This is a genomic window from Devosia sp. Micro-HW1, assembly GCF_056341075.1.
The window spans coordinates 1,507,583-1,526,202 of the sequence record NZ_CP094375.1 but is presented as its reverse complement, the minus strand read 5'-3'; the positions used below and the strand labels follow the sequence as shown (position 1 = coordinate 1,526,202).

Annotated in this window: 14 protein-coding genes; 4 read left to right on the top strand and 10 right to left on the bottom strand. The window is 62.9% G+C overall.

Going from position 1 to position 18,620, the window contains the following annotated elements:
* Positions 1 to 848: 848 nt before the first annotated feature.
* The 6 genes from MQW79_RS07165 to MQW79_RS07140 form a co-directional block, all read right to left on the bottom strand.
* Positions 849 to 1,349, bottom strand: a complete 501-nt coding sequence (locus MQW79_RS07165; protein ID WP_476587662.1) for a hypothetical protein — start codon at positions 1,347 to 1,349, stop codon at positions 849 to 851.
* Positions 1,350 to 1,478: 129 nt separating this feature from the next.
* Positions 1,479 to 2,186 carry an HAD family hydrolase gene (locus MQW79_RS07160; RefSeq protein ID WP_476587660.1) on the bottom strand — a complete coding sequence of 236 codons (708 nt, stop codon included), beginning with the start codon at positions 2,184 to 2,186 and terminating at the stop codon, positions 1,479 to 1,481.
* 199 nt (positions 2,187 to 2,385) lie between these two features.
* On the bottom strand, positions 2,386 to 3,279 hold the full coding sequence (locus tag MQW79_RS07155; RefSeq protein ID WP_476587659.1) for a LysR family transcriptional regulator: 894 nt from the start codon (positions 3,277 to 3,279) through the stop codon (positions 2,386 to 2,388).
* Between the two features lie 114 nt (positions 3,280 to 3,393).
* Positions 3,394 to 4,344: a thioredoxin-disulfide reductase gene (gene trxB / locus MQW79_RS07150; RefSeq protein ID WP_476587657.1), complete on the bottom strand. Its 951-nt coding sequence runs from the start codon at positions 4,342 to 4,344 to the stop codon at positions 3,394 to 3,396.
* Positions 4,345 to 4,574: 230 nt separating this feature from the next.
* Complete coding sequence (gene greA, locus MQW79_RS07145; RefSeq protein WP_476587656.1) at positions 4,575 to 5,048, bottom strand: transcription elongation factor GreA; 474 nt, start codon at positions 5,046 to 5,048, stop codon at positions 4,575 to 4,577.
* Between the two features lie 362 nt (positions 5,049 to 5,410).
* Positions 5,411 to 5,620, bottom strand: coding sequence for a cold-shock protein (locus MQW79_RS07140; protein WP_035080396.1), 210 nt, complete (start codon positions 5,618 to 5,620; stop codon positions 5,411 to 5,413).
* Positions 5,621 to 6,114: 494 nt separating this feature from the next.
* Here MQW79_RS07140 and MQW79_RS07135 point away from each other — a divergent pair, with 494 nt between their 5' ends.
* From MQW79_RS07135 to MQW79_RS07120, 4 genes are all read left to right on the top strand, one after another.
* A complete protein-coding gene (locus tag MQW79_RS07135; protein ID WP_476587655.1) occupies positions 6,115 to 7,092 on the top strand; it encodes a class I SAM-dependent DNA methyltransferase in 978 nt (325 codons plus the stop codon).
* A gap of 181 nt (positions 7,093 to 7,273) precedes the next feature.
* On the top strand, positions 7,274 to 8,290 hold the full coding sequence (gene ltaE, locus MQW79_RS07130) for a low-specificity L-threonine aldolase (protein ID WP_476587653.1): 1,017 nt from the start codon (positions 7,274 to 7,276) through the stop codon (positions 8,288 to 8,290).
* Between the two features lie 110 nt (positions 8,291 to 8,400).
* Positions 8,401 to 9,570 (top strand): GNAT family N-acetyltransferase, encoded by a 1,170-nt coding sequence (locus tag MQW79_RS07125; RefSeq protein WP_476587652.1) that lies wholly within the window; start codon positions 8,401 to 8,403, stop codon positions 9,568 to 9,570.
* A complete protein-coding gene (locus tag MQW79_RS07120) occupies positions 9,563 to 10,864 on the top strand; it encodes a lipopolysaccharide biosynthesis protein (protein ID WP_476587651.1) in 1,302 nt (433 codons plus the stop codon). The genes MQW79_RS07125 and MQW79_RS07120 overlap by 8 nt, the downstream gene beginning before the upstream one ends.
* Here MQW79_RS07120 and MQW79_RS07115 read toward each other — a convergent pair.
* The 4 genes from MQW79_RS07115 to greA (MQW79_RS07100) form a co-directional block, all read right to left on the bottom strand.
* Positions 10,861 to 11,775: a hypothetical protein gene (locus MQW79_RS07115; RefSeq protein WP_476587650.1), complete on the bottom strand. Its 915-nt coding sequence runs from the start codon at positions 11,773 to 11,775 to the stop codon at positions 10,861 to 10,863. The two genes, MQW79_RS07120 and MQW79_RS07115, sit on opposite strands and share 4 nt — an antisense overlap.
* Positions 11,776 to 11,879: 104 nt before the next feature.
* A complete protein-coding gene (gene catB, locus MQW79_RS07110; protein WP_476587649.1) occupies positions 11,880 to 12,503 on the bottom strand; it encodes a type B chloramphenicol O-acetyltransferase in 624 nt (207 codons plus the stop codon).
* A 321-nt stretch (positions 12,504 to 12,824) separates the two neighbouring features.
* Positions 12,825 to 16,136, bottom strand: a complete 3,312-nt coding sequence (gene carB / locus MQW79_RS07105) for a carbamoyl-phosphate synthase large subunit (protein ID WP_476587648.1) — start codon at positions 16,134 to 16,136, stop codon at positions 12,825 to 12,827.
* A gap of 1,613 nt (positions 16,137 to 17,749) precedes the next feature.
* Positions 17,750 to 18,247 carry a transcription elongation factor GreA gene (gene greA, locus MQW79_RS07100; protein ID WP_476587647.1) on the bottom strand — a complete coding sequence of 166 codons (498 nt, stop codon included), beginning with the start codon at positions 18,245 to 18,247 and terminating at the stop codon, positions 17,750 to 17,752.
* Positions 18,248 to 18,620: the final 373 nt, after the last annotated feature.

The following is an 18,620-nucleotide window of genomic DNA, read 5'->3' as shown; positions in this document are numbered from 1 at the left end:
ATAGGGCCGAAGCCAAATCGCAAGTGATGGCCCGGATGCAAGGGAGGAGGATTTGCACCAGACCGGTGGACCGTCGCTGAGGGAGGAGGATTCAGCTTCGATCCGGTGTCGACTAACGCGGGTCCGAGGGAGGAGGATACGGAGCGGCGTCCTGTCGACGATTACGAATATAAGTTTTGACCTTTTGGTCAGCAATGTCGAACTCGGCATGGGAGCTATGCATTAGGCACAGCGACAATCTGTCCAACAAATAGGCAACTCGACAGGCTGGCGACAGGTTCCGGCCGCGACGCGCGTTCTGGCAAAAAAAGAGGCCCCATCCGAGGATGGGGCCCGATGGTCGGCTGAGCCGATCCGAAAGTGGGGCAGAGAGCAAGGGAGGAGGATATGCCGCTCTGCCATGGACCTCGGATCAAGGGAGGAGGAGATGATCCTAAGTCCGCTGTTGCGATGCGGGGTCCGAAGGGAGGAGGAGATCGGAGCGCGCCTCAGCAACGAGGTCATATATGAACTCTACTGGTTTGATAGACAATCCCGAAACTGACATGTCAGCCATGCGTTTTTGGGAGAGATGGTTATGCAGGAGAGCAAAAGAAAAAGGCCACCGCTCGAGGGGAGAGCGGAGGCCTAAGGGATGACAGATCGGGGACCTGTCAGGAGGGAACGCAGCGGGCGCAAGGGAGGGAGGAGAAAACACCCGCTGTGATGAGTGGGCATATAGGGGGCGGTGGCACCCAAGCCAATCCGGCTGGGGTTATGCCAGCCATGCGCGTTGCGCATGCAGTGGCGAAAAGATCAACAAAATCAGTAGTCATGCCTGTGGGTGCGACGGGCTGCCACAGGGGGCGTCAGTCGAAAATCGCGCTCAGAATGGTGCGCATCGACTGCCCTTCGCCCAGGTCGATATCATCGATGCGCCAGACCAGGGGATCTCCTTCGACCTCGTAATGGGCCGGAAGAAGGATGAGGGTGTTGGTATAGCTGGCGTCGGGATAGTCGGAAAAGCTGTAGGTGATCGGCACGGTGGCGACCAGGTCCTGCATCTTGGCCGCACCCACGTCGCAGCCATCCGCATAGTCAGGAAAGCTCCGCCAGGGCAGGCCATCGCCCAGAGGCGGCTTGTCGCCGGGATTGGCGAGCTCGAATGCGGTGTTCTTCTCCCAGGCCATGGCGACAAGGGTCTGCAGGTCATCGGTAAGCATGGCATGGGCCGGCGTCATGTCATTGCCCAGGCTGCCGATGCAGAAAATCTGACCGACCTGTTCGGGGGTGATCGTCACCATCTGTGCCTGCACAGGCAGGGCCACCAAGAACGACGGAAGCAGACAGAGAGCCTTGGCGTGACGCATGGTGTTCCCCCCAATGACGATGCGAACGGCGCCAGCTCGTCTGACAGCCAGCCGAACTCCATCCCCTAGACGGGGGAGGGAGCGACAGCGGCGTTCTTGCCCTGCCGTCAACGTTCTAGTTGTTCGATACTAGACTTGGGCCTCGAAGCCGTCGATGGCTGCCTGCAATTCACCCAGATGGGCAATCCGCGCATAGCGTGGCTCGCTCTGCGGCTCCTCGGCATGCTCGTAGGACCAGGTAAGGTCATGCGGCACATAGGCCGCATAGGCGCCGGCGGCGAGGGCCGGGAGAATGTCGGACTTGAGGGAATTTCCGGCCATGATGGTGTGCTCGGCGCCTTCGGTGTGACGCGCGAAGATGCGGCGATAGACCGGCTCTGTCTTGTCGGAGACCACTTCCACGGCCGCGAAGTAATCGGCGAGGCCAGAGGCCGCCAGCTTGCGTTCCTGGTCGAAGAGGTCACCCTTGGTGATCAGGATGAGCCGGTAGCGCTGCTGCAGGTCGTCGAGTGCGGCATCGACATAGGGCAGGGTTTCGAGCGGAAAATCGAGCAGTTCGCGACCGGCCGCGAGGATTTCGGCGATGACCGTGCCGGGAACGCGATGCTCGGTCACCTCCAAAGCTGTCTCGACCATGGAGAGGGAAAAGCCCTTGGCGCCGAACCCATAGAAGCGAAGGTTGCGGGCGGTGGCCGTTATCAGCCGCTCGGTGAGGTCAGGGGCGTCGGTATAGTCGCGCAGCAGATCGGCAAAGCGCTGTTCGGTGAGGCGGAAAAACTGCTCGTTCTGCCAGAGGGTGTCATCGGCATCGAGGGCAATGGTGGTGATGCGGGGCATGGGTGGATACTCAAAAGGACTATCGGGACCAGTACCCCCACCCAGCTCTGCTACGACCCTTCGGGTCTAGCGACGCTACCCTCCCCACAAGGGGGAGGGAGGGGATGAACACCGGCGGTTTGGTCCTGCGCCTCCCTCCCCTCGATGGGGAGGGACTGAGGGTGGGGTGGAGCAACGCGCTCCGACAGATGAATAGTCCTTAGAACGACCACTCCCTGGCCTTGGAGACCAGGAAGTCGCGGAAGACGCCGACGCGTTTGGAATTCTTGAGGGCGGGCGGATAGACAAAATAGGCTTCGTAGGCGGGCAGTTCGACTTCGGGCAGGATCTGGACGAGGCCGTCTTCCTTTTCCGTCACATAGTCGGGCAGCATGGCGATGCCGATGCCGGCGCGGCAGGCCTGCAGCATGCCGTAGATGGCGTTGACGCGCAGGGCAGTCCGGCGCGGGCTGGAATCGGTGCGGCCCATGCGCTCGAGATAGTTGATGTCGCCCAGATAGGACGGCACCGGCTCACCGAAGCTGATGATGCGGTGATCGTCCAAATCCTCGGCCGAGGCGGGCATGCCGTGCTCGTCGACATAGGTGTTGGACGCGTAGAAATGGTTATGCACCGTGAACAGCTTGCGCTGGATCATTTCCGACTGGTTCGGGCGGTGCAGGCGAATGGCGACGTCAGCCTCGCGCATGGCGAGGTCGAGCTCGGCATCGTTGAGGCGGATTTCGAGCTGGATCAGCGGATAGAGCTTCAGGAACTCATCGAGCCTTGAGGAAAGCCAGGTCGAGCCGATACCAACAGTGGTGGTGACGATCAGCGGGCCGGTGGGGACGTCCTGGCTTTCGGACATCTGGGTTTCGACCTGCTGCAATTCCCAATGCATGCGATGGGCGGTGCGGAAGAGCTGCTCGCCCACTTCGGTCAGGACCAGGCCGCGCGCGTGGCGGATGAAGAGCTTCAGGCCCAAATCATCTTCAAGGGCGGAAATCTGGCGGCTGACGGCCGACTGGCTCATGCCCAGCTTTTCAGCGGCGTGAGTAAAAGAGCCCGACTCGGCGGCGGTGTGGAAGATCCGGAGCTTGTCCCAGTCGAGCATGGTGGCGGCGCTTTCCTTGTTGTTCTTCAGCCAGGTCGGACGGTCACCCCCGCCTGGGGCGAGGGAGGCACAAGAATTGTGACGGGAGCGTGACTTAGGGTCGACATTCCGGGACTATTCCGCCGCTTCCGCGAGTTCATGTTCGGCCAGGTAGCGTTCGGCATCGAGAGCCGCCATGCAGCCCATGCCGGCAGCCGTAACGGCTTGACGATAGATGTCGTCGGTGACGTCACCCGCGGCGAACACGCCGGGAATATTGGTTTCGGTGGAGCCGGGCTTCACCTGCAGATAGCCGCCGGGCTTCATGTCGAGCTTGCCCGCAAAGATGGCAGTGGCCGGCGCGTGGCCGATGGCGACAAAGACGCCGTCGATCGGCTGCTCGTAAGTCCTGCCGGAGGTGCGGTCCCTGAGGGTGACGGTGTTGACCGAGGGCGGCATGGGCGCGCCGCCCACTTCCACCACTTCGGTGTTCCAGCGCACTTCGATCTTGGGGTTCTTGAACAGGCGCTCCTGCAGGATGCGCTCGGCGCGGAATTCGTCGCGGCGATGCACGACGATGACCTTTTCGGCAAAATTGGTGAGGAACAGCGCCTCTTCCACCGCGGTATTGCCGCCGCCGACCACGAGAACCTGCTTGCCGCGATAGAAGAAGCCATCGCAGGTGGCACAGGCGGAAACGCCAAAGCCCTGGAACTTCTGCTCGGACGGGAGACCCAGCCACTTGGCCTGGGCGCCGGTGGCGATGATCAGGCTATCGGCCGTGTAGACGTCGCCGCTGTCGCCGGTCAGCACGAAGGGGCGCTTGTCGAAATCGACATTGGTGATGATGTCGTTGACGATGCGTGTGCCGACATGCTCGGCCTGCGCCTTCATCTGGTCCATGAGCCAGGGGCCCTGGATGACATCGGCAAAGCCGGGATAGTTTTCCACATCGGTGGTGATGGTGAGCTGGCCGCCGGGCTGCAAGCCCTGGATCATGACAGGCTCGAGCATGGCGCGCGCCGCATAGATGGCAGCGGTATAGCCGGCAGGGCCAGAGCCAATGATGATGACCTTCGCGTGCATCGCGACGCTTCTCCAGTAAGTTCAGGTATTCATCCCTCGGCCTTAGTTAAGGTCCTAAGGGGGCAGGTTTCAAGGCAAAGTCGCTCCCGGCGAGCATATGCCCGCGGGAGTGCACATGAAAGGGACATGAAATCGGGCAAATGCCTCATTTTGGGGCGGCCTCCGGCAAGATTTTCTCGCCTTCCCGCTGCAGACGCGAACCGCGTCTGCCCTGGGCCCGGATCTGATTCTCAGACGAAGCGAATCTTGAGGATTTCGTAGCTGCGGGCGCCGCCGGGCGCCGCGACCTCAAAACTGTCGCCTTCTTCCTTGCCGATCATGGCGCGCGAAATCGGCGAGGAGATGGAAATGCGGCCCGCAGAGGCATCGGCCTCGGGATCGCCGACGACCTGATAGGTCTTTTCTTCCTCGGTGTCCTCGTCGATGAAGGTGACGGTGGCACCGAACTTGACCCGGTCGCCGCTCAGCTTGCTGACATCGATGACGTCGGCCAGAGCGAGCATGGTCTCGAGCTCCTTGATGCGGCCCTCGTTGAGGCTCTGCTGCTCCTTGGCGGCGGAGTATTCGGCGTTTTCAGACAGATCGCCATGGGCACGCGCTTCGGCAATCGCGTCGATAATGCGACGGCGCTCGTGGCTGGTGCGGTGTTCGAACTCAGCGGCAAGGGCCTTATGGCCCTGAACTGTCATCGGAACCTTGTCCATAATCGTGCTGCCTCCAATGGGCTCGGCATAGTAAAAGCCGCCGCGTGGCCGGATAACCGGGCCGCGACAGGCCTAGATTGATGGTGAACCCGCCGCTGCACAAAGTGCCCGGCAAGCTGTCCTCCCGCCAAACCTGGTTCGGCTACCGCTTCACGACAGGTCTTTGCGGGAGATGGCGGCAGCTTGCCCGCGCCGCGTCGCCGGGTCAAGCCAATGTGCTGGGGTTGCCTCGTGGACCACCGGTCAAGCCGTGAGGCTGTGGGAAAGTCCAGCGCCAGCGCCCGTATAGGCCTGGCTGGAGGGCAATCAAAAAGGCGCGCCCCGGAAAGGAACGCGCCCCCAATGGATGTCTCTTCGGTGGATCAGGAGGCCGTGAGATTGTCGGCGGCGGACTTGCCGGTCCGCTTGTCCTTGACGATCTCGTAGCTGACCTTCTGGCCTTCATCCAGGCCATTGAGGCCCGAACGCTGGACAGCGGAGATGTGGACGAACACGTCGGCCCCACCTTCGTCCGGTTGAATGAAGCCATAGCCTTTTTGGCCGTTGAACCACTTAACGGTACCAGTTGCCATGATGCGCGTTCCCTCGTGCAGTCGCTGCTGGAGCGGCCCCGGCCATGCACCGACCGGGAACCTAGTTGATATCGAAATATCGGAAGATGACGTCAGCAGTTGCGAATGGAATTCGCGTCTTCAGATCAGTCGGCCGCAATATTCGATGGGGCGAAGCGTAACCCGAAATTCAGGGCGCTTCAATATGTTGTGTAGACACGACAATGCACACGGAAAGACCAGTGGTTTTTCCGTGCCATCAAGGGTTTAGGGCCAGTTCGCCGCAGACTGCGTGAGCGGCGGTCGACTGGCGCAAGGATGCGTGGCTGCCATTCTTTGCCGGGCGTAGGGGCTGCCGACATATGGACGAATTTACTTTAACTGAGTCCATCCCGATGGAAAGTGAACATTTGGTCACAGAGCCGTGTCGCGCAAATCCCTTGCCTTCGCGCCTGCTTTGCGGCAAATCCCGCGCGCCGCGCCACAGGGGCCGGTTTTCTCGAAAGATCTTCGTCTTGATCAAGGCGTTCTATTCCTCCGGCGATGTGATCGCCGACCGGCGTGCCGACTATGCGCGCGGGTTGGCCGAACAGGGTGATTTTTCGGCTGCGGCCGAACTGATGGAACAGGCGCTCGACATGGTGCCTGAATGGGCGGCCGGATGGGACCTGGCCGGGACCTATCATGAGAAGGCCGGCAATATTGCCGGCGCCATAGCCGCCTGGCGACGGCTGGAAGCGCTTGACGATGACGGCGTCTTCGGGGCGCGGCTGAAGCTGGCAGCGCATAATTCGGGCCCCGCGGGCGAGGGCACGGCGGTGGGCTATGTCGAAGCCCTGTTCGACCAATATGCGGCCAAGTTCGAGGCCTCGCTGGTGGGCAAGCTCGGCTATCGCGTGCCCGACCTGCTCGATGACCTGGTGAACGAGGAAATGGCGCGGCTCGGCCTCGGGGGCTTCGAGCGGGCGCTGGACCTGGGCTGCGGCACCGGCCTCATGGGCGAAAAGCTGCGGGCCAAGGTGGCGCATCTCGAAGGCGTCGACATCTCGGCGGCCATGATCGCCGAAACGGCCCGCAAGGGCATTTACGACAGTCTCTCCAAGGCCGAACTGGTGGCCACCCTCAATGCCCGCCGTGCCGACGCGGACCTCGTGACGGCCGCCGACGTGCTGATTTATTGCGGGGCACTGCAGCCTATTCTGACGGCACTGATGCCGGCCATGCGGCCCGGCGGGCTCGTCGCCTTTTCGCTCGAGGCGCATGACGGGGTGGAGGAAATCTTCCTCAGGCCCAGCCTGCGCTACGCGCATGGCGTGGAGGCGGCGCGCAATGCGCTCATCGTGGCCGGCTTCGAGCTCTTGCGCTTCGAGACTGCCGTGCTGCGCTTCGACCGCGGGGCGCCGATCACGGGGATCCTCGTGGTGGCGCGCAAGCCGGCGGTGGAACTGACGGCGGCCAATGATGAAGTCGAGGGCGGGGACGTCGCGGCTTAGCAAAGCGTGCCCCCACCCGGCCTCCCCTGACGAAGGGGGAGGAGCAGAGTTGCGTTCGGCCCTGCAACTGGCGTGGGGCGGTCAAGTGAAGTGTCCGCGGGTCAAGCCCGAGGATGACGATCTGTGGGGTGGATACGCTCTGCGGTTCTGCTAATCATCCGGCTCCACCAGGGAGCCTGCCATGAACACCATTCGCCACGATTTCCGGTCCGATACTGTTACCAAGCCGAGCGCCGGGATGCGGGCGGCCATGGCGGCGGCCGAGGTGGGCGACGATGTGTTCGGCGATGATCCGACGGTCAACCTGCTGGAGCAGCGGATGGCCGGCATGCTGGGCAAGGATGCGGCCCTGTTCGTGCCCTCGGGCACGATGTCGAACCTGCTGGCGCTGATGAGCCATTGCGGCCGCGGCGACGAGTTCATCGCCGGACAGAAGGCGCATCTCTATGTCAACGAAGCCGGTGGCGCGGCGGTGCTGGGCTCGATCCAGCCGCAGCCGATCGCCCATCAGGCCGATGGTACGATGGCGCTCGCGGATATCGAAGCGGCGATCAAGCCCGATGACAACCACTATGCGCGCACACGGGTAATCTGCCTCGAAAACACCTTTGGCGGCCGCGTCATTCCGATGGGATACATGCTCGATGTCGCCGACATCGCCCGTCGCCACGGGCTGGGTCTGCATCTGGACGGGGCAAGGGCCTTCAATGCGGCGACGGTTCTGGACATGGACATTGCCGATTTCGCGAGGCCGTTCGATACGGTCTCGATCTGTCTTTCCAAGGGCCTGGGCGCCCCTGTCGGTTCGGTGCTGATCGGGCGGCAGGACCTCGTGGACGTCGCGCGACGGCACCGCAAGATGCTGGGGGGCGGCCTCAGGCAGTCGGGCCTGCTGGCGGCGGCGTGCCTTTATGCACTGGACCACAATGTCGCGCGGCTTGCCGACGATCACCGGCGGGCCCGGCAATTGGCCGAAGGACTGGCGCGGCACGGGGCACTCAGGGTCAGCCAGCCCGAGACCAACATCCTCTGGGTCAATGCCGATGCCGAAATCGGCGAGCGCTTCGACGCTTACCTCGCGGACAACGGGATCGCGGTGACGGGCCGGTATGGGCAGCAGCGCTGGGTGACGCATCTGGATGTCAGCGACGACGATATTGCCGGGGCTTTGGCAGTGGTCGATCGCTTTTTCCGTTGATCCAAATCGCCGTTGATGCGGCGCTGGCAACACTTTGTTTGCCGTTTGCAGAAACGTCGTGTTGAGACGTGCCTGCTTAATTCCTCTTTGGACAAGAGGAGTTTGCGTCGATGCCGGGAGGGGGAAGCCTCACCAGCCGGGTGCTTGTCACCCTGGAGGAGATTGACGCCATTGCTACGGCATGGCGGACACTCGAGGCCGACTGCGCCGATCCGCTGACCTATTTCCAGGGCTTTGACTGGTGCCGCAACTGGGTCGCCCAGTTCTGCAATGACGGCGTGCATTCCCCCTATGTGGTGACCGTCTGGCAGGGCGAACGGCTGATTGCGCTGTGGCCGCGCATGGTGGTGGAAAGCGCCGGCATCAGGCGTCTCGAAACGCTGGGCGTGCCGCATAGCCAGTTTTGCGGAATTCTGATGCGTCGCGATACGGAGCCGGTCGAGGCGGTCGTGCGGCTGCTGCGCCTCGGCGTGCGTCAGTCGGGCTGCGATGTGCTCCTGTCGCGCGCGGTGCTGGCTGGCAGCACGCTAGACCATGTGCTGGGTGACAAACCATTGGTGCAGGGTTCGGACAATTCCGCCTCCATGCTCGACCTCTCGCGGTTTGCCAGCGCCGAAGACTATGTGGCGCAACTGGGCAAGCTCCAGAAGCGCAATCGCAACCGGCGCCGCAATCACCTGGCGCGCCTGGGTCCGCTCGATTTCGAGGTGATCTGGCCGGAGAGCGACAGGTTTGAACCGCTCGTGGCGCTCTGCATTGCGATGAAGCGGCAGTGGTTGTCCGAAACCGGGCGGTTGGGCACGGGATTTGCGATGCGGGGGCTCGAAGATTTTCTCGCCTCGCTCGCCGGCAATCCCGAAGCGCTCGAAGGGGCGTGTCTCTCGGTGCTGCGCGCCGGAGAAAGGGTCGTGGCGCTGGAACTGGGTTTCATCCGCGACGGGCACTACTACGCCTTTGTCGGTGGGTTTGACTGGGACCTGCGAGACCTTTCGCCGGGCAAGGTGCAGATGGAATTCACCGTCGCCTGGCTGATCGCGCAGGGGGTGGAATGCTATGACCTGCTGATCAATCCAGCCGAGTACAAGGCGAGCTGGACGAACAGGAGCGTCCCCGTATCCACTCGGGCCGAGGCGCTGAACTGGCGCGGGCGGTTCTATGCCGGAGCCTGGCTGCCCCGGATCAGGCCGGCGCTGAAGCAATTTCACGCCAGCATTCCCCTGCTGGTGGACCGGGTCGTCGCCTTCCTGCGACCGGCCGCCTGTATCATTCTCTATGTCTGAGGCCACAAACGGCCCGCGCGATGCGGCGATGGCGCTGGTCATCCGCGTTGCCGGCGCGGGCCTGGTCTTTGCCCTGCAGGTGCTGCTGGCGCGATTGCTGCCCGAAGACGGCTATGGCGGCTATGTCACGCTCTGGACCTGGATGCTGGCGCTGGGCAGTTTTGCCGCGCTGGGCTTTGCCGAATCCAGCCTGCGCTTCCTGCCGCGCTATCAGATGCGCGGGCGCTCCGATGCGCTGGCACAGTATTGGCGCTTTGGCCTCGCGGTGGTGCTGGGTGTTGGCGGATTGCTGGCCGCGCTCGCGGTGGTGCTGGCCCTGGGGCTGGGGCTCGATGGCGTCGGCCTGACAGTGTTGCTGGTGGGCCTAGGCCTGCCGGTGCTGGGGCTCGAATACTATCTTGAAGGCGTGGCGCGCAGCTTTGGCTGGTTCCGGCTGGCTGCGGTACCTGTCTATATCCTGCGGCCCGTTCTGATCGGTTCGGTGTGCCTGTTGCTGGCGGCCGCTGGCATCGACCTGACGCTGCCTGTTGTCGGTGCGGTGCTGATCGGCAGCATGGGTATTGTCGTGTTGCTGACGGGGCTGCTGCTGGCCCGGCGATTGCACGGCCTGGCCGTTTCGGGAGCCATTTCGGGGGCCGGGCAGAAGCGGCTGTGGCTGACGGCCTCGCTGCCGCTTCTGGTGCTGTCGGGGCTCGACGATCTGGCTGCCTATGCCGATGTGCTGGTGCTGAGCCTGTTGGTGGCGCCGGAGCTGGTGGGCGTTTACTTCGCCGCGGCGCGGGCGCTGGCGCTGGCCGGCTTTGTTGCCTATGCCATGGCGCTGGTATCAGGGCGGCGCTTTGCCGTCGACCTGGCCTCGGCCGATCGGCTGATGCTGCAGGAAAGCATGCTGCAATCGACCCGGCTGACGCTCTGGGCCACTGTCGTGGCCGTGGGTATGGCCCTCGTGGCCGCCCCCTGGCTTTTGGGCGCCTTTGGCGAGGGCTTTGTCGAAGGACAGGGGATCATGATGGTCCTCGGGATCGGCATGGTCGCGCGCGCCATGTCCGGTCAGGCGGGGGAAGCGCTGATTGTGCTGGGCCGGCAGCGCGAGGGGCTTGCCGTGGCTTTTGGCGTCGTTGTCGTCACCCTGGCGCTCGGACTGGTGCTGGTGCCGCCTTTGGGGGCGCTGGGCGCCGCCCTGGCCAGTGCAACGGCCATGGCATGCCGGACACTGGCCCTGGCCATGTTGCTCTGGCGCAGCGACGGGTTGCGCGTGGTCAGCCTCGGATTGCCCAGACTGGCGCGCACCTAGCGCCTTGCGCTGGCGCGCATCAGATGAACGCTGCCGCCGACCTCGGCGCGGCGGAAGGAAATGGCCGCAAGTTCATCGTCATTGAGGGCCGTTTCGCGCCAGACCGCGTCGATGGACGCTTCCTGCCCCAGATGCCGGTCGATGCCGATAAACCGGAAGGGCGTGGAATCGTCGACGGCCTCCGGATGCTCGCCGCCTGTCCATTGATACTGTCCGCTTTCGGCATTGGCCCAGAAGCCCAGGACGGCCAGCTCTGCAATGGCATGGGCGGGCGTCGACACTTCGTCGGACTCGGCGGTGTAAAGTTCGGGCCAGGCGCGGACCCGGCCCTCGATGTCTTCCCAGGCGACAGCGTCGAAGCTCGCATAGGGGGCGAGGCAGGGGCGACCGGTGCAATCGGCCTTGCTGGCTTCCTTGTCCGAGATGACGCGGCTGCTGGCTTCCATGAGAATGGCGGCATTGTTCATTTCGGGCGTGAAGACGAAGCGCCAGGCCATGTGCTCGCCGACCCCGAAATCCTCGACGGGCGCGGTGTTCTCGATACCATAGGCGTCGGCGGTCTCGGCGTGGATGACCGATGCGAGATTGTAGTGGCGGACCTCGATCAAGCTATAGGGCGTGCCGTCGTCGCCGATCAGCTCGGCATAGTCGATGGCGGTGCGGGTGCGGACGCCCTCGATGGCCTTGTCGGCAATGAGCATGGCCTTTTCGATGGGCCCGACCGTGCCGCCGGGGGTCATGGCAGTCAGATCATGCCACTGGTCGATCAGCCGCACGTCGAGGGCCGGAATATCTTCGGCCGCAAAGCCCTCGGCGTAAATGAAGTCGCGGATCTGGTCATCGAGCGACTGGGCGGATGCGAGACCGGTACCGGCGAGCAGGATGGCGGTGGCGAGGAGCGTGCGGACCATGGTTCCCCCGAACATCTGGACGCTTGAACACTAACTGGTCCGAGATGAACCGGACATGACTGAAATGATACTGGCGGATGCACATGGCATCCGCCAGAGCCGGATCAGCCCTGTTTCCAGGCGTCGTAGAGACCGGCAATGTCGCCGGAGGTCAGAAGCGGCATGGCCAGAGACAGCCGTTCTAAAGGCCAGTCCCACCACGCCATTTCGAGCAACATGGCAATCTCGTCATCGCCGAACCGCTTGCGGATCGGCTTGGCCGGATTGCCGCCGACAATGGTGTAGGGCTCGACGTCCTTGGTCACCAAGGCCCGTGTGCCGATGACGGCGCCATGACCGACTTTGACGCCGGGCATGATGACGGCTTCGGAACCAATCCAGACATCGTGGCCGATGACGGTGTCTCCGGCGGGCTGGAAGGCATTGCTGGCGGTGGCGAATTCGGGCGCATCGGGCACGAAGGCGAAGGGGAAGGTGGAGACCCAGTCGTTCCGATGGCCCTGATTGCCGGCCATGATGAAGGCGGCGCCCGAGCCGATGGAGCAGAAGCTGCCGATGATGAGGCGATCGACGCCCGGCTCGGTCATCAGGTAGCGGGCGCAGTCGTCAAAGCCGTGGCCGTGATAGTAGCCGGAATAGTAGCTGTAGCGCCCGACCACGATATTGGGATTGGTGACCTGGCGGTCGAGCGGAATGCCCAGGAACGGGCTTTCGAAATAGTTGGACATGATTGTTCCATGAAGGAGCGCCGCGTGGGCGCGGAGTGCAGAGAACCGGATGCGCAGCAGCAATCGCCGGCGCGTCGGCCGGTGGAATGGCGCATCCTCCCGCTTGTCTTGCGGGCAGAAGCGCTATGCGCTGGTTCGGTCTGCGGACTTCATGGTGGGGCAGGGGTAACGCAAGGAAGGACGGGTGTCGATAGGCCTCTCACCCCTATCGAAAGTCACCCTCGGGCTTGACCCGAGGGGACTACACTTAGTGATGGCCCGGCGAATTGAAGAACCCTCGGGCCAAGCCCGAGGGTGACGATCCGGTGGCCGGTCGACCAATCAGGCCGCGAAATATTCCTGCAGGGCGCGGACCTGGAGGCCGCCCTGCTTGAGGGCGACGATGCCTTCCACGGCGGCGAGGGCGCCGTCGATGGTGGTGTAGTAGGGGATCTTTGCCAGGAGCGCCGTGCGGCGGATGTCGCGGCTGTCGGAGATCGATTTGAGGCCATCGGTGGTGTTGATCACCAGCTGCACGCCGCCGTTCTTCATCGAATCCACGATATGCGGACGGCCTTCGAGCACCTTGTTGATCTTGGTGGCCGGGACGTTGTTGTTGATCAGATAGGCCGCGGTGCCGCCGGTGGCGAGGATTTCGAAGCCGGCTTCGACCAGGTGGCGGGCCATGTCGACAATGTACTGCTTGTCGTCGTCACGCACGGAGATGAAGGCCTTGCCCGAGGTCGGGACCTTCTGGCCGGCGCCCATCTGCGACTTGGCGAAGGCAATGGCGAAATCGGTGTCGAGACCGATGACTTCGCCCGTCGACTTCATTTCCGGGCCAAGCACGGTGTCGACGCCGGGGAAGCGGTTGAACGGGAACACGGCTTCCTTGACGGCGATGTGCTTGAGCTTCTTCTCGACGAGATTGAAGCTCGACAGCGCTTCGCCGGCCATGACGCGCGAGGCGATCTTGGCGATGGGTTCGCCGATGACCTTGGCGACGAAGGGCACGGTGCGGCTGGCGCGCGGGTTCACTTCGATGAGGTAGATCGTGTCGTCCTTGTAGGCGAACTGCACGTTCATCAGGCCACCGACCTTGAGGGCGAAGGCGAGTTCGCGGGTCTGGCGCTTGAGTTCCTCGATGACTGCGGGCGAGAGCGAGCGCGGGGGCAGGGAGCAGGCGGAGTCGCCGGAGTGGATGCCGGCCTCTTCGATATGCTCCATGATGCCGGCGACGAACACGTCCTTGCCATCGCAGAGCGCATCGACGTCGATTTCGATGGCGCCCGAAAGGTAGGCATCGAACAGCAGCGGATTGTCTGACAGTACCGAGTTGATCTGGCCGGTGCGGTCATTGGGGTAACGCTGCAGGATGTCGGGCGGGACGAGGCCGGTCAGGGTGTCCTGAATGTAGCGCTCGAACTCGTTGGCGGAGTGGACGATGGCCATGGCGCGGCCGCCCAGCACATAGGACGGGCGGATGACCAGCGGATAGCCGAGGCGCTCGGCCACGAGGCGGGCCTGTTCGAGCGAATAGGCGATGCCGTTCTTGGGCTGGGTCAATTCGAGCTTGTTCAGGAGCTTCATGAACAGGTCGCGGTCTTCGGCCAGATCGATGGCGTCGGGCTGGGTGCCCAGGATCGGCACGCCGGCCTTGGCGACGGCGTCAGCCAGGTTCAGCGGGGTCTGGCCGCCGAACTGCACGATGACGCCATGCAGGGTCCCGTTCTGCTTTTCGGTGAGCAGGATCTCGATGACGTCTTCCTCGGTCAGCGGCTCGAAATAGAGGCGGTCGGAGGTGTCGTAGTCGGTCGAGACGGTTTCGGGGTTGCAGTTGACCATGATGGTTTCATAGCCGGCATCGGCCAGCGCGAAGGCCGCGTGGCAGCAGCAATAGTCGAATTCGATACCCTGGCCGATACGGTTGGGGCCGCCGCCGAGAATGACGACCTTCTTGCGATCGGACGGACGCGCCTCGTCATCGACCTTGCCGCCGAAGGGGGCTTCATAGGTCGAATACATATAGGCGGTGGGCGAGGCGAATTCGGCGGCCGAGGTGTCAATGCGCTTGTAGGCGGGCCGCACTTCGAGGCTGTGGCGGAGCTTGCGGACGTCAGACGCCTTCAGGCCGGCGAGCTGGGCGAGGCGGGCGTCGGAAAAGCCCATGGACTTGAGCTGGCGCAGCGTGGCCGCATCCTTGGGCAGGCCGAACTCCCTCACCCTGGCTTCCATGTCGACGATGCCGCGCATCTGCTCGAGGAACCACGGGTCGATCTTGCAGGCTTCGAAAATGTCCTCGTTGGAGACGCCGAGGCGCATGGCTTCAGCGACGTGGAGGAGACGCGACGGGGTCGGCGTGCCCAGGGCCTGCTTGATGGCGGCCAGATCCTCGCCTTCGCCAAGGCCGGGAATGCCGACTTCGTTGAGGCCGGTGAGACCGGTTTCAAGCGAGCGCAGGGCCTTCTGCAGCGATTCCTGGAAGGTGCGGCCGATGGCCATGGCCTCGCCCACCGACTTCATGGCGGTGGTCAGGCGGTTGTCGGCGCCCGGGAACTTTTCGAAGGCAAAACGCGGGATCTTGGTGACGACATAGTCGATGGTCGGCTCGAAGGAAGCCGGGGTGGCGCCGCCGGTAATGTCGTTTTCGAGCTCATCGAGCGTGTAGCCGACGGCGAGGCGCGCCGCGACCTTGGCAATGGGGAAGCCGGTGGCTTTCGAGGCCAGCGCCGAGGAGCGCGACACGCGCGGATTCATCTCGATGACGACCATGCGGCCATCGGCCGGATTGATGCCGAACTGGACGTTGGAGCCGCCGGTTTCGACGCCGATCTCGCGCAGCACCGCCAGCGAGGCGTCGCGCATGATCTGGTATTCCTTGTCGGTCAGCGTCAAAGCCGGGGCGACGGTGATCGAGTCGCCGGTATGGACGCCCATCGGGTCGATATTCTCGATCGAGCAGATGATGATGCAGTTGTCCTTCTTGTCGCGGACAACTTCCATTTCGTACTCTTTCCAGCCAAGGACGCTCTCTTCGACGAGCACTTCATTGGTGGGCGAGGCGTCGATGCCGCTCTCGCAGATATTGAGGTATTCCTCGCGATTATAGGCAATGCCGCCGCCGGTGCCGCCCAGGGTAAAGCTGGGGCGGATAATGCAGGGCAGGCCGATCACCTCGAGCGCCTGCAGGGCTTCGATCGTGTTGTGGGCGAGCATCGAGCGCGGCGTTTCGAGCCCGATCTTCTTCATGGCATCGCGGAACAGCTCGCGATCCTCGGCCTTGTCGATGGCTTCGGCCGTGGCGCCGATCATCTCGACGCCGAACTTTTCGAGCACGCCCATCTTGCGCAGGCTGAGGGCGCAGTTGAGTGCCGTCTGGCCGCCCATGGTCGGCAGCAGCGCGTCGGGGCGCTCCTTCTCGATGATTTTTGCGACCACTTCGGGGGTGATCGGCTCCATATAGGTGGCGTCGGCCAGGTCCGGATCGGTCATGATCGTCGCCGGGTTCGAGTTCACCAGAATGATCCGGTAGCCCTCTTCCTTGAGCGCCTTGCAGGCCTGGGTGCCGGAATAATCGAACTCGCAGGCCTGCCCGATGATGATCGGACCCGCACCGATGATGAGGATCGATTTGATGTCGGTACGCTTTGGCATGGTGCTCGCTCTGGCTATCTGGTCACTGACAGACGGGCGAGGGGGAGAATCGCCCGGAACACACCCGTCCGCGCGAAACCCGCGCTGCAGTTGAGCACTGCGCCGCAGGGGAAAAGACCGAACATGGTGGTTAAGCGGGCGGTGTAACCGAAGAGTCGCCGGAAGGGAAGGGGGTGGGTCGCCCGGATTTCCGGACGACCAGCAGCACTCGCAGTAGAGTGTTGGTTCGTTCACCGTCGAGCCGCAGTCGCAAGCGCTAAAGTGAACTGCTCATTTGTCCGTCAGGATGGGTACGAGCGAAAGTGCCCGCACACATACTCTAGACGGCCAAAGCGGATGCGTGTGTAAGGATTGATCCAAACCATCACGATACCCTCAGAGGGGTTGATGTTGGGCGACCAAAGTGCAACCTTTACAGTGGAGCCGTAAAGTCGTCGCGCGCTAGTCGCCGATTGCTTTGCCACCACGTAGGCCACCTTTCCCCTGCCAGGGATCGGTGGTCTACTTGTTTAGTCTCCCCGATGCGCCGGTGGCTATTGCGTCGGGGCTAACGCAAGGAACATGCTTAATCTCCCGACTGCTCTTTGCGGTCTCCCGTGGGGGAGTCTGGGGGCGGAGCTTGCGTGCCGCCAATTGGGTTGATGTTGCTTGACTTGGGGCCATCGCTTTGCCCCCACTCGGCCAGTCCGTAGCCAAGGGGCTTCACGTTGTTAAAGCGAGGGGAGGTCGTAAGGAAGGATGCTACGGTTCTAGCGGGGTTCTTCCCACCGATGTCGATGCCGAGCGCCTCCATATAAGGCACGAAATCTGAGGAAGTTGCTCTCGCTCCTCGTTCCTTTAGGAACGCTATCGCGGCCTCTTCAACGGCGCGTGTCTTTCTCGCCATAACCAAACTTTCGCGGACCGGCCTGACCTGCCTTGTCCTGCTCCACCAGTGCCTGCGTCCTCTTTCTGTTCTTCATGGTCTTGGCTGGTCTCCGTTGGCTTGGTGGGAGTTAGGTAACCGATGATCCACTTTTTGCCGCCGTATACTTCTGCAAGCTCGTTAAGCTTCTGAAGCAGCTTATATTCCTCGCTCTCTTGTAGAAGCCGGACGAGGCGATCCTGTTCCATAGATAGCGAAATGCCGAGGGTAGAATTTCGCGGGGAAGTGGACATCGTGAGCTCGCGGGAATCGGGTCGGTTTAGTGTAATCCTAGACTGCCGCCATGCGGTGTCAAGACGTTTCTTGAAACAAACCAGAACTTAACAAACTAAGAATGGGCGGAGCGTCTTGGTCTGGCTTTTGTGCCTCAAGTTCTGGTGCGCTGTTGCCCTGGTGGAATTGGGTTTCGGTGATCGCGAAGGTGGTCGTTCAGTTTGCGCTGGAAGGAAACCTCTCGCGGAACCGTGTGCAGGATTTCCCGGCTACTTGCGCCTGACCATCCCCTCCTAGCTTGCTACGGCCCTTCGGGCCTAGCGGCGCTACCCCCCCCTGTCAGGAAGAGGTGGACCGTGGACTGGCCACATGTTTTCAGTAGGCCACCGTAGTCCTTCGAGACTGCGCTTTGCGCCTCCTCAGGATGAGGACTCACCGGTGTGCCTGCGCGGCAACTCGGGATGAGGACAGGGTATCAGCCGCGTGGACGCTCACCGATCCCCACAATCTCCACCTCCGCCTCGCCCACCGTCGCCACATCCCCCACAGCCTTGCCCATCAGCGCCCGCGCCAGCGGTGAAGCGAAGGACAGCGTCCCCGCCTTCGGATCGGCTTCGTCTTCGCCGACGATGGTGTAGGTTTGCGTGCGGCCGTCGTCGCGTTCGATGGTGACGCGGGAGCCGAAGGCGACGGTGTCGCTGGTTTCCGGCGGCGGTACGAGCTGGGCGGTGCGGAGGCGTTCGGTGAGGTAGCGGAGGTCGCGATACGGGTTGGCGGCCTGGCGGCGGCGTTCGTTGATGTCCTCCATGGCGAGCGCGGCTTCATAGGCTGCCCTGGCTTCGGCCAGCTGCCGGTTGAGCGCGGCGAGGCCGTCCGATGTGACGAGGTTGGGGCCCGCGGAAATGGGTTTTTCCGGCAGCATGGTTTCGGCGGCCGTCTCGGCGCTGTCTTCCTTGGTAAAGGCTACGCTCACTGCAGAAATCCTGGCTGAGGCTGGATGAAGGGCGATCCTCGGCTCGCGGCAACTGTCGCGGCCTGGGGTCACCCCTATGTAGGTACTCTGGCGGTGATGTGAAACGCCTGGCGCGGGGATTGGTAGCGGGAAACATTATCCCCGCTGCGAAAATCTCCCCCATAATTCCCCCATCAACCGGGCAAAGATGGAGTTGCAACGATCAACTGCCCGGTGACAGTCGGGAGGGCTCTGAATCGTTACGCAGCCTGGGTCCGGGGATGGGTTGGGGCAGCAATGTCCTCCCTAGGAAACCCCCTGCCGGAAATCCCGATGCTCCGAGGCGCCCCGCGTCTCATATTTTACTTACTCAGAGGCGAAGGGCGTCTCGGAG

What these genes read in the sequence shown, in the direction of transcription:
- ltaE (WP_476587653.1), top strand. Translation starts at nt 7,274, where the DNA reads ATGAACACCATTCGCCACGATTTCCGGTCCGATACTGTTACCAAGCCG.
- trxB (WP_476587657.1), bottom strand. Translation starts at nt 4,344, where the DNA reads ATGCACGCGAAGGTCATCATCATTGGCTCTGGCCCTGCCGGCTATACC.
- MQW79_RS07140 (WP_035080396.1), bottom strand. Translation starts at nt 5,620, where the DNA reads ATGGCAACTGGTACCGTTAAGTGGTTCAACGGCCAAAAAGGCTATGGC.
- MQW79_RS07115 (WP_476587650.1), bottom strand. Translation starts at nt 11,775, where the DNA reads ATGGTCCGCACGCTCCTCGCCACCGCCATCCTGCTCGCCGGTACCGGT.
- MQW79_RS07125 (WP_476587652.1), top strand. Translation starts at nt 8,401, where the DNA reads ATGCCGGGAGGGGGAAGCCTCACCAGCCGGGTGCTTGTCACCCTGGAG.
- greA (WP_476587656.1), bottom strand. Translation starts at nt 5,048, where the DNA reads ATGGACAAGGTTCCGATGACAGTTCAGGGCCATAAGGCCCTTGCCGCT.
- MQW79_RS07165 (WP_476587662.1), bottom strand. Translation starts at nt 1,349, where the DNA reads ATGCGTCACGCCAAGGCTCTCTGTCTGCTTCCGTCGTTCTTGGTGGCC.
- MQW79_RS07155 (WP_476587659.1), bottom strand. Translation starts at nt 3,279, where the DNA reads ATGCTCGACTGGGACAAGCTCCGGATCTTCCACACCGCCGCCGAGTCG.
- carB (WP_476587648.1), bottom strand. Translation starts at nt 16,136, where the DNA reads ATGCCAAAGCGTACCGACATCAAATCGATCCTCATCATCGGTGCGGGT.
- catB (WP_476587649.1), bottom strand. Translation starts at nt 12,503, where the DNA reads ATGTCCAACTATTTCGAAAGCCCGTTCCTGGGCATTCCGCTCGACCGC.
- MQW79_RS07120 (WP_476587651.1), top strand. Translation starts at nt 9,563, where the DNA reads ATGTCTGAGGCCACAAACGGCCCGCGCGATGCGGCGATGGCGCTGGTC.
- MQW79_RS07160 (WP_476587660.1), bottom strand. Translation starts at nt 2,186, where the DNA reads ATGCCCCGCATCACCACCATTGCCCTCGATGCCGATGACACCCTCTGG.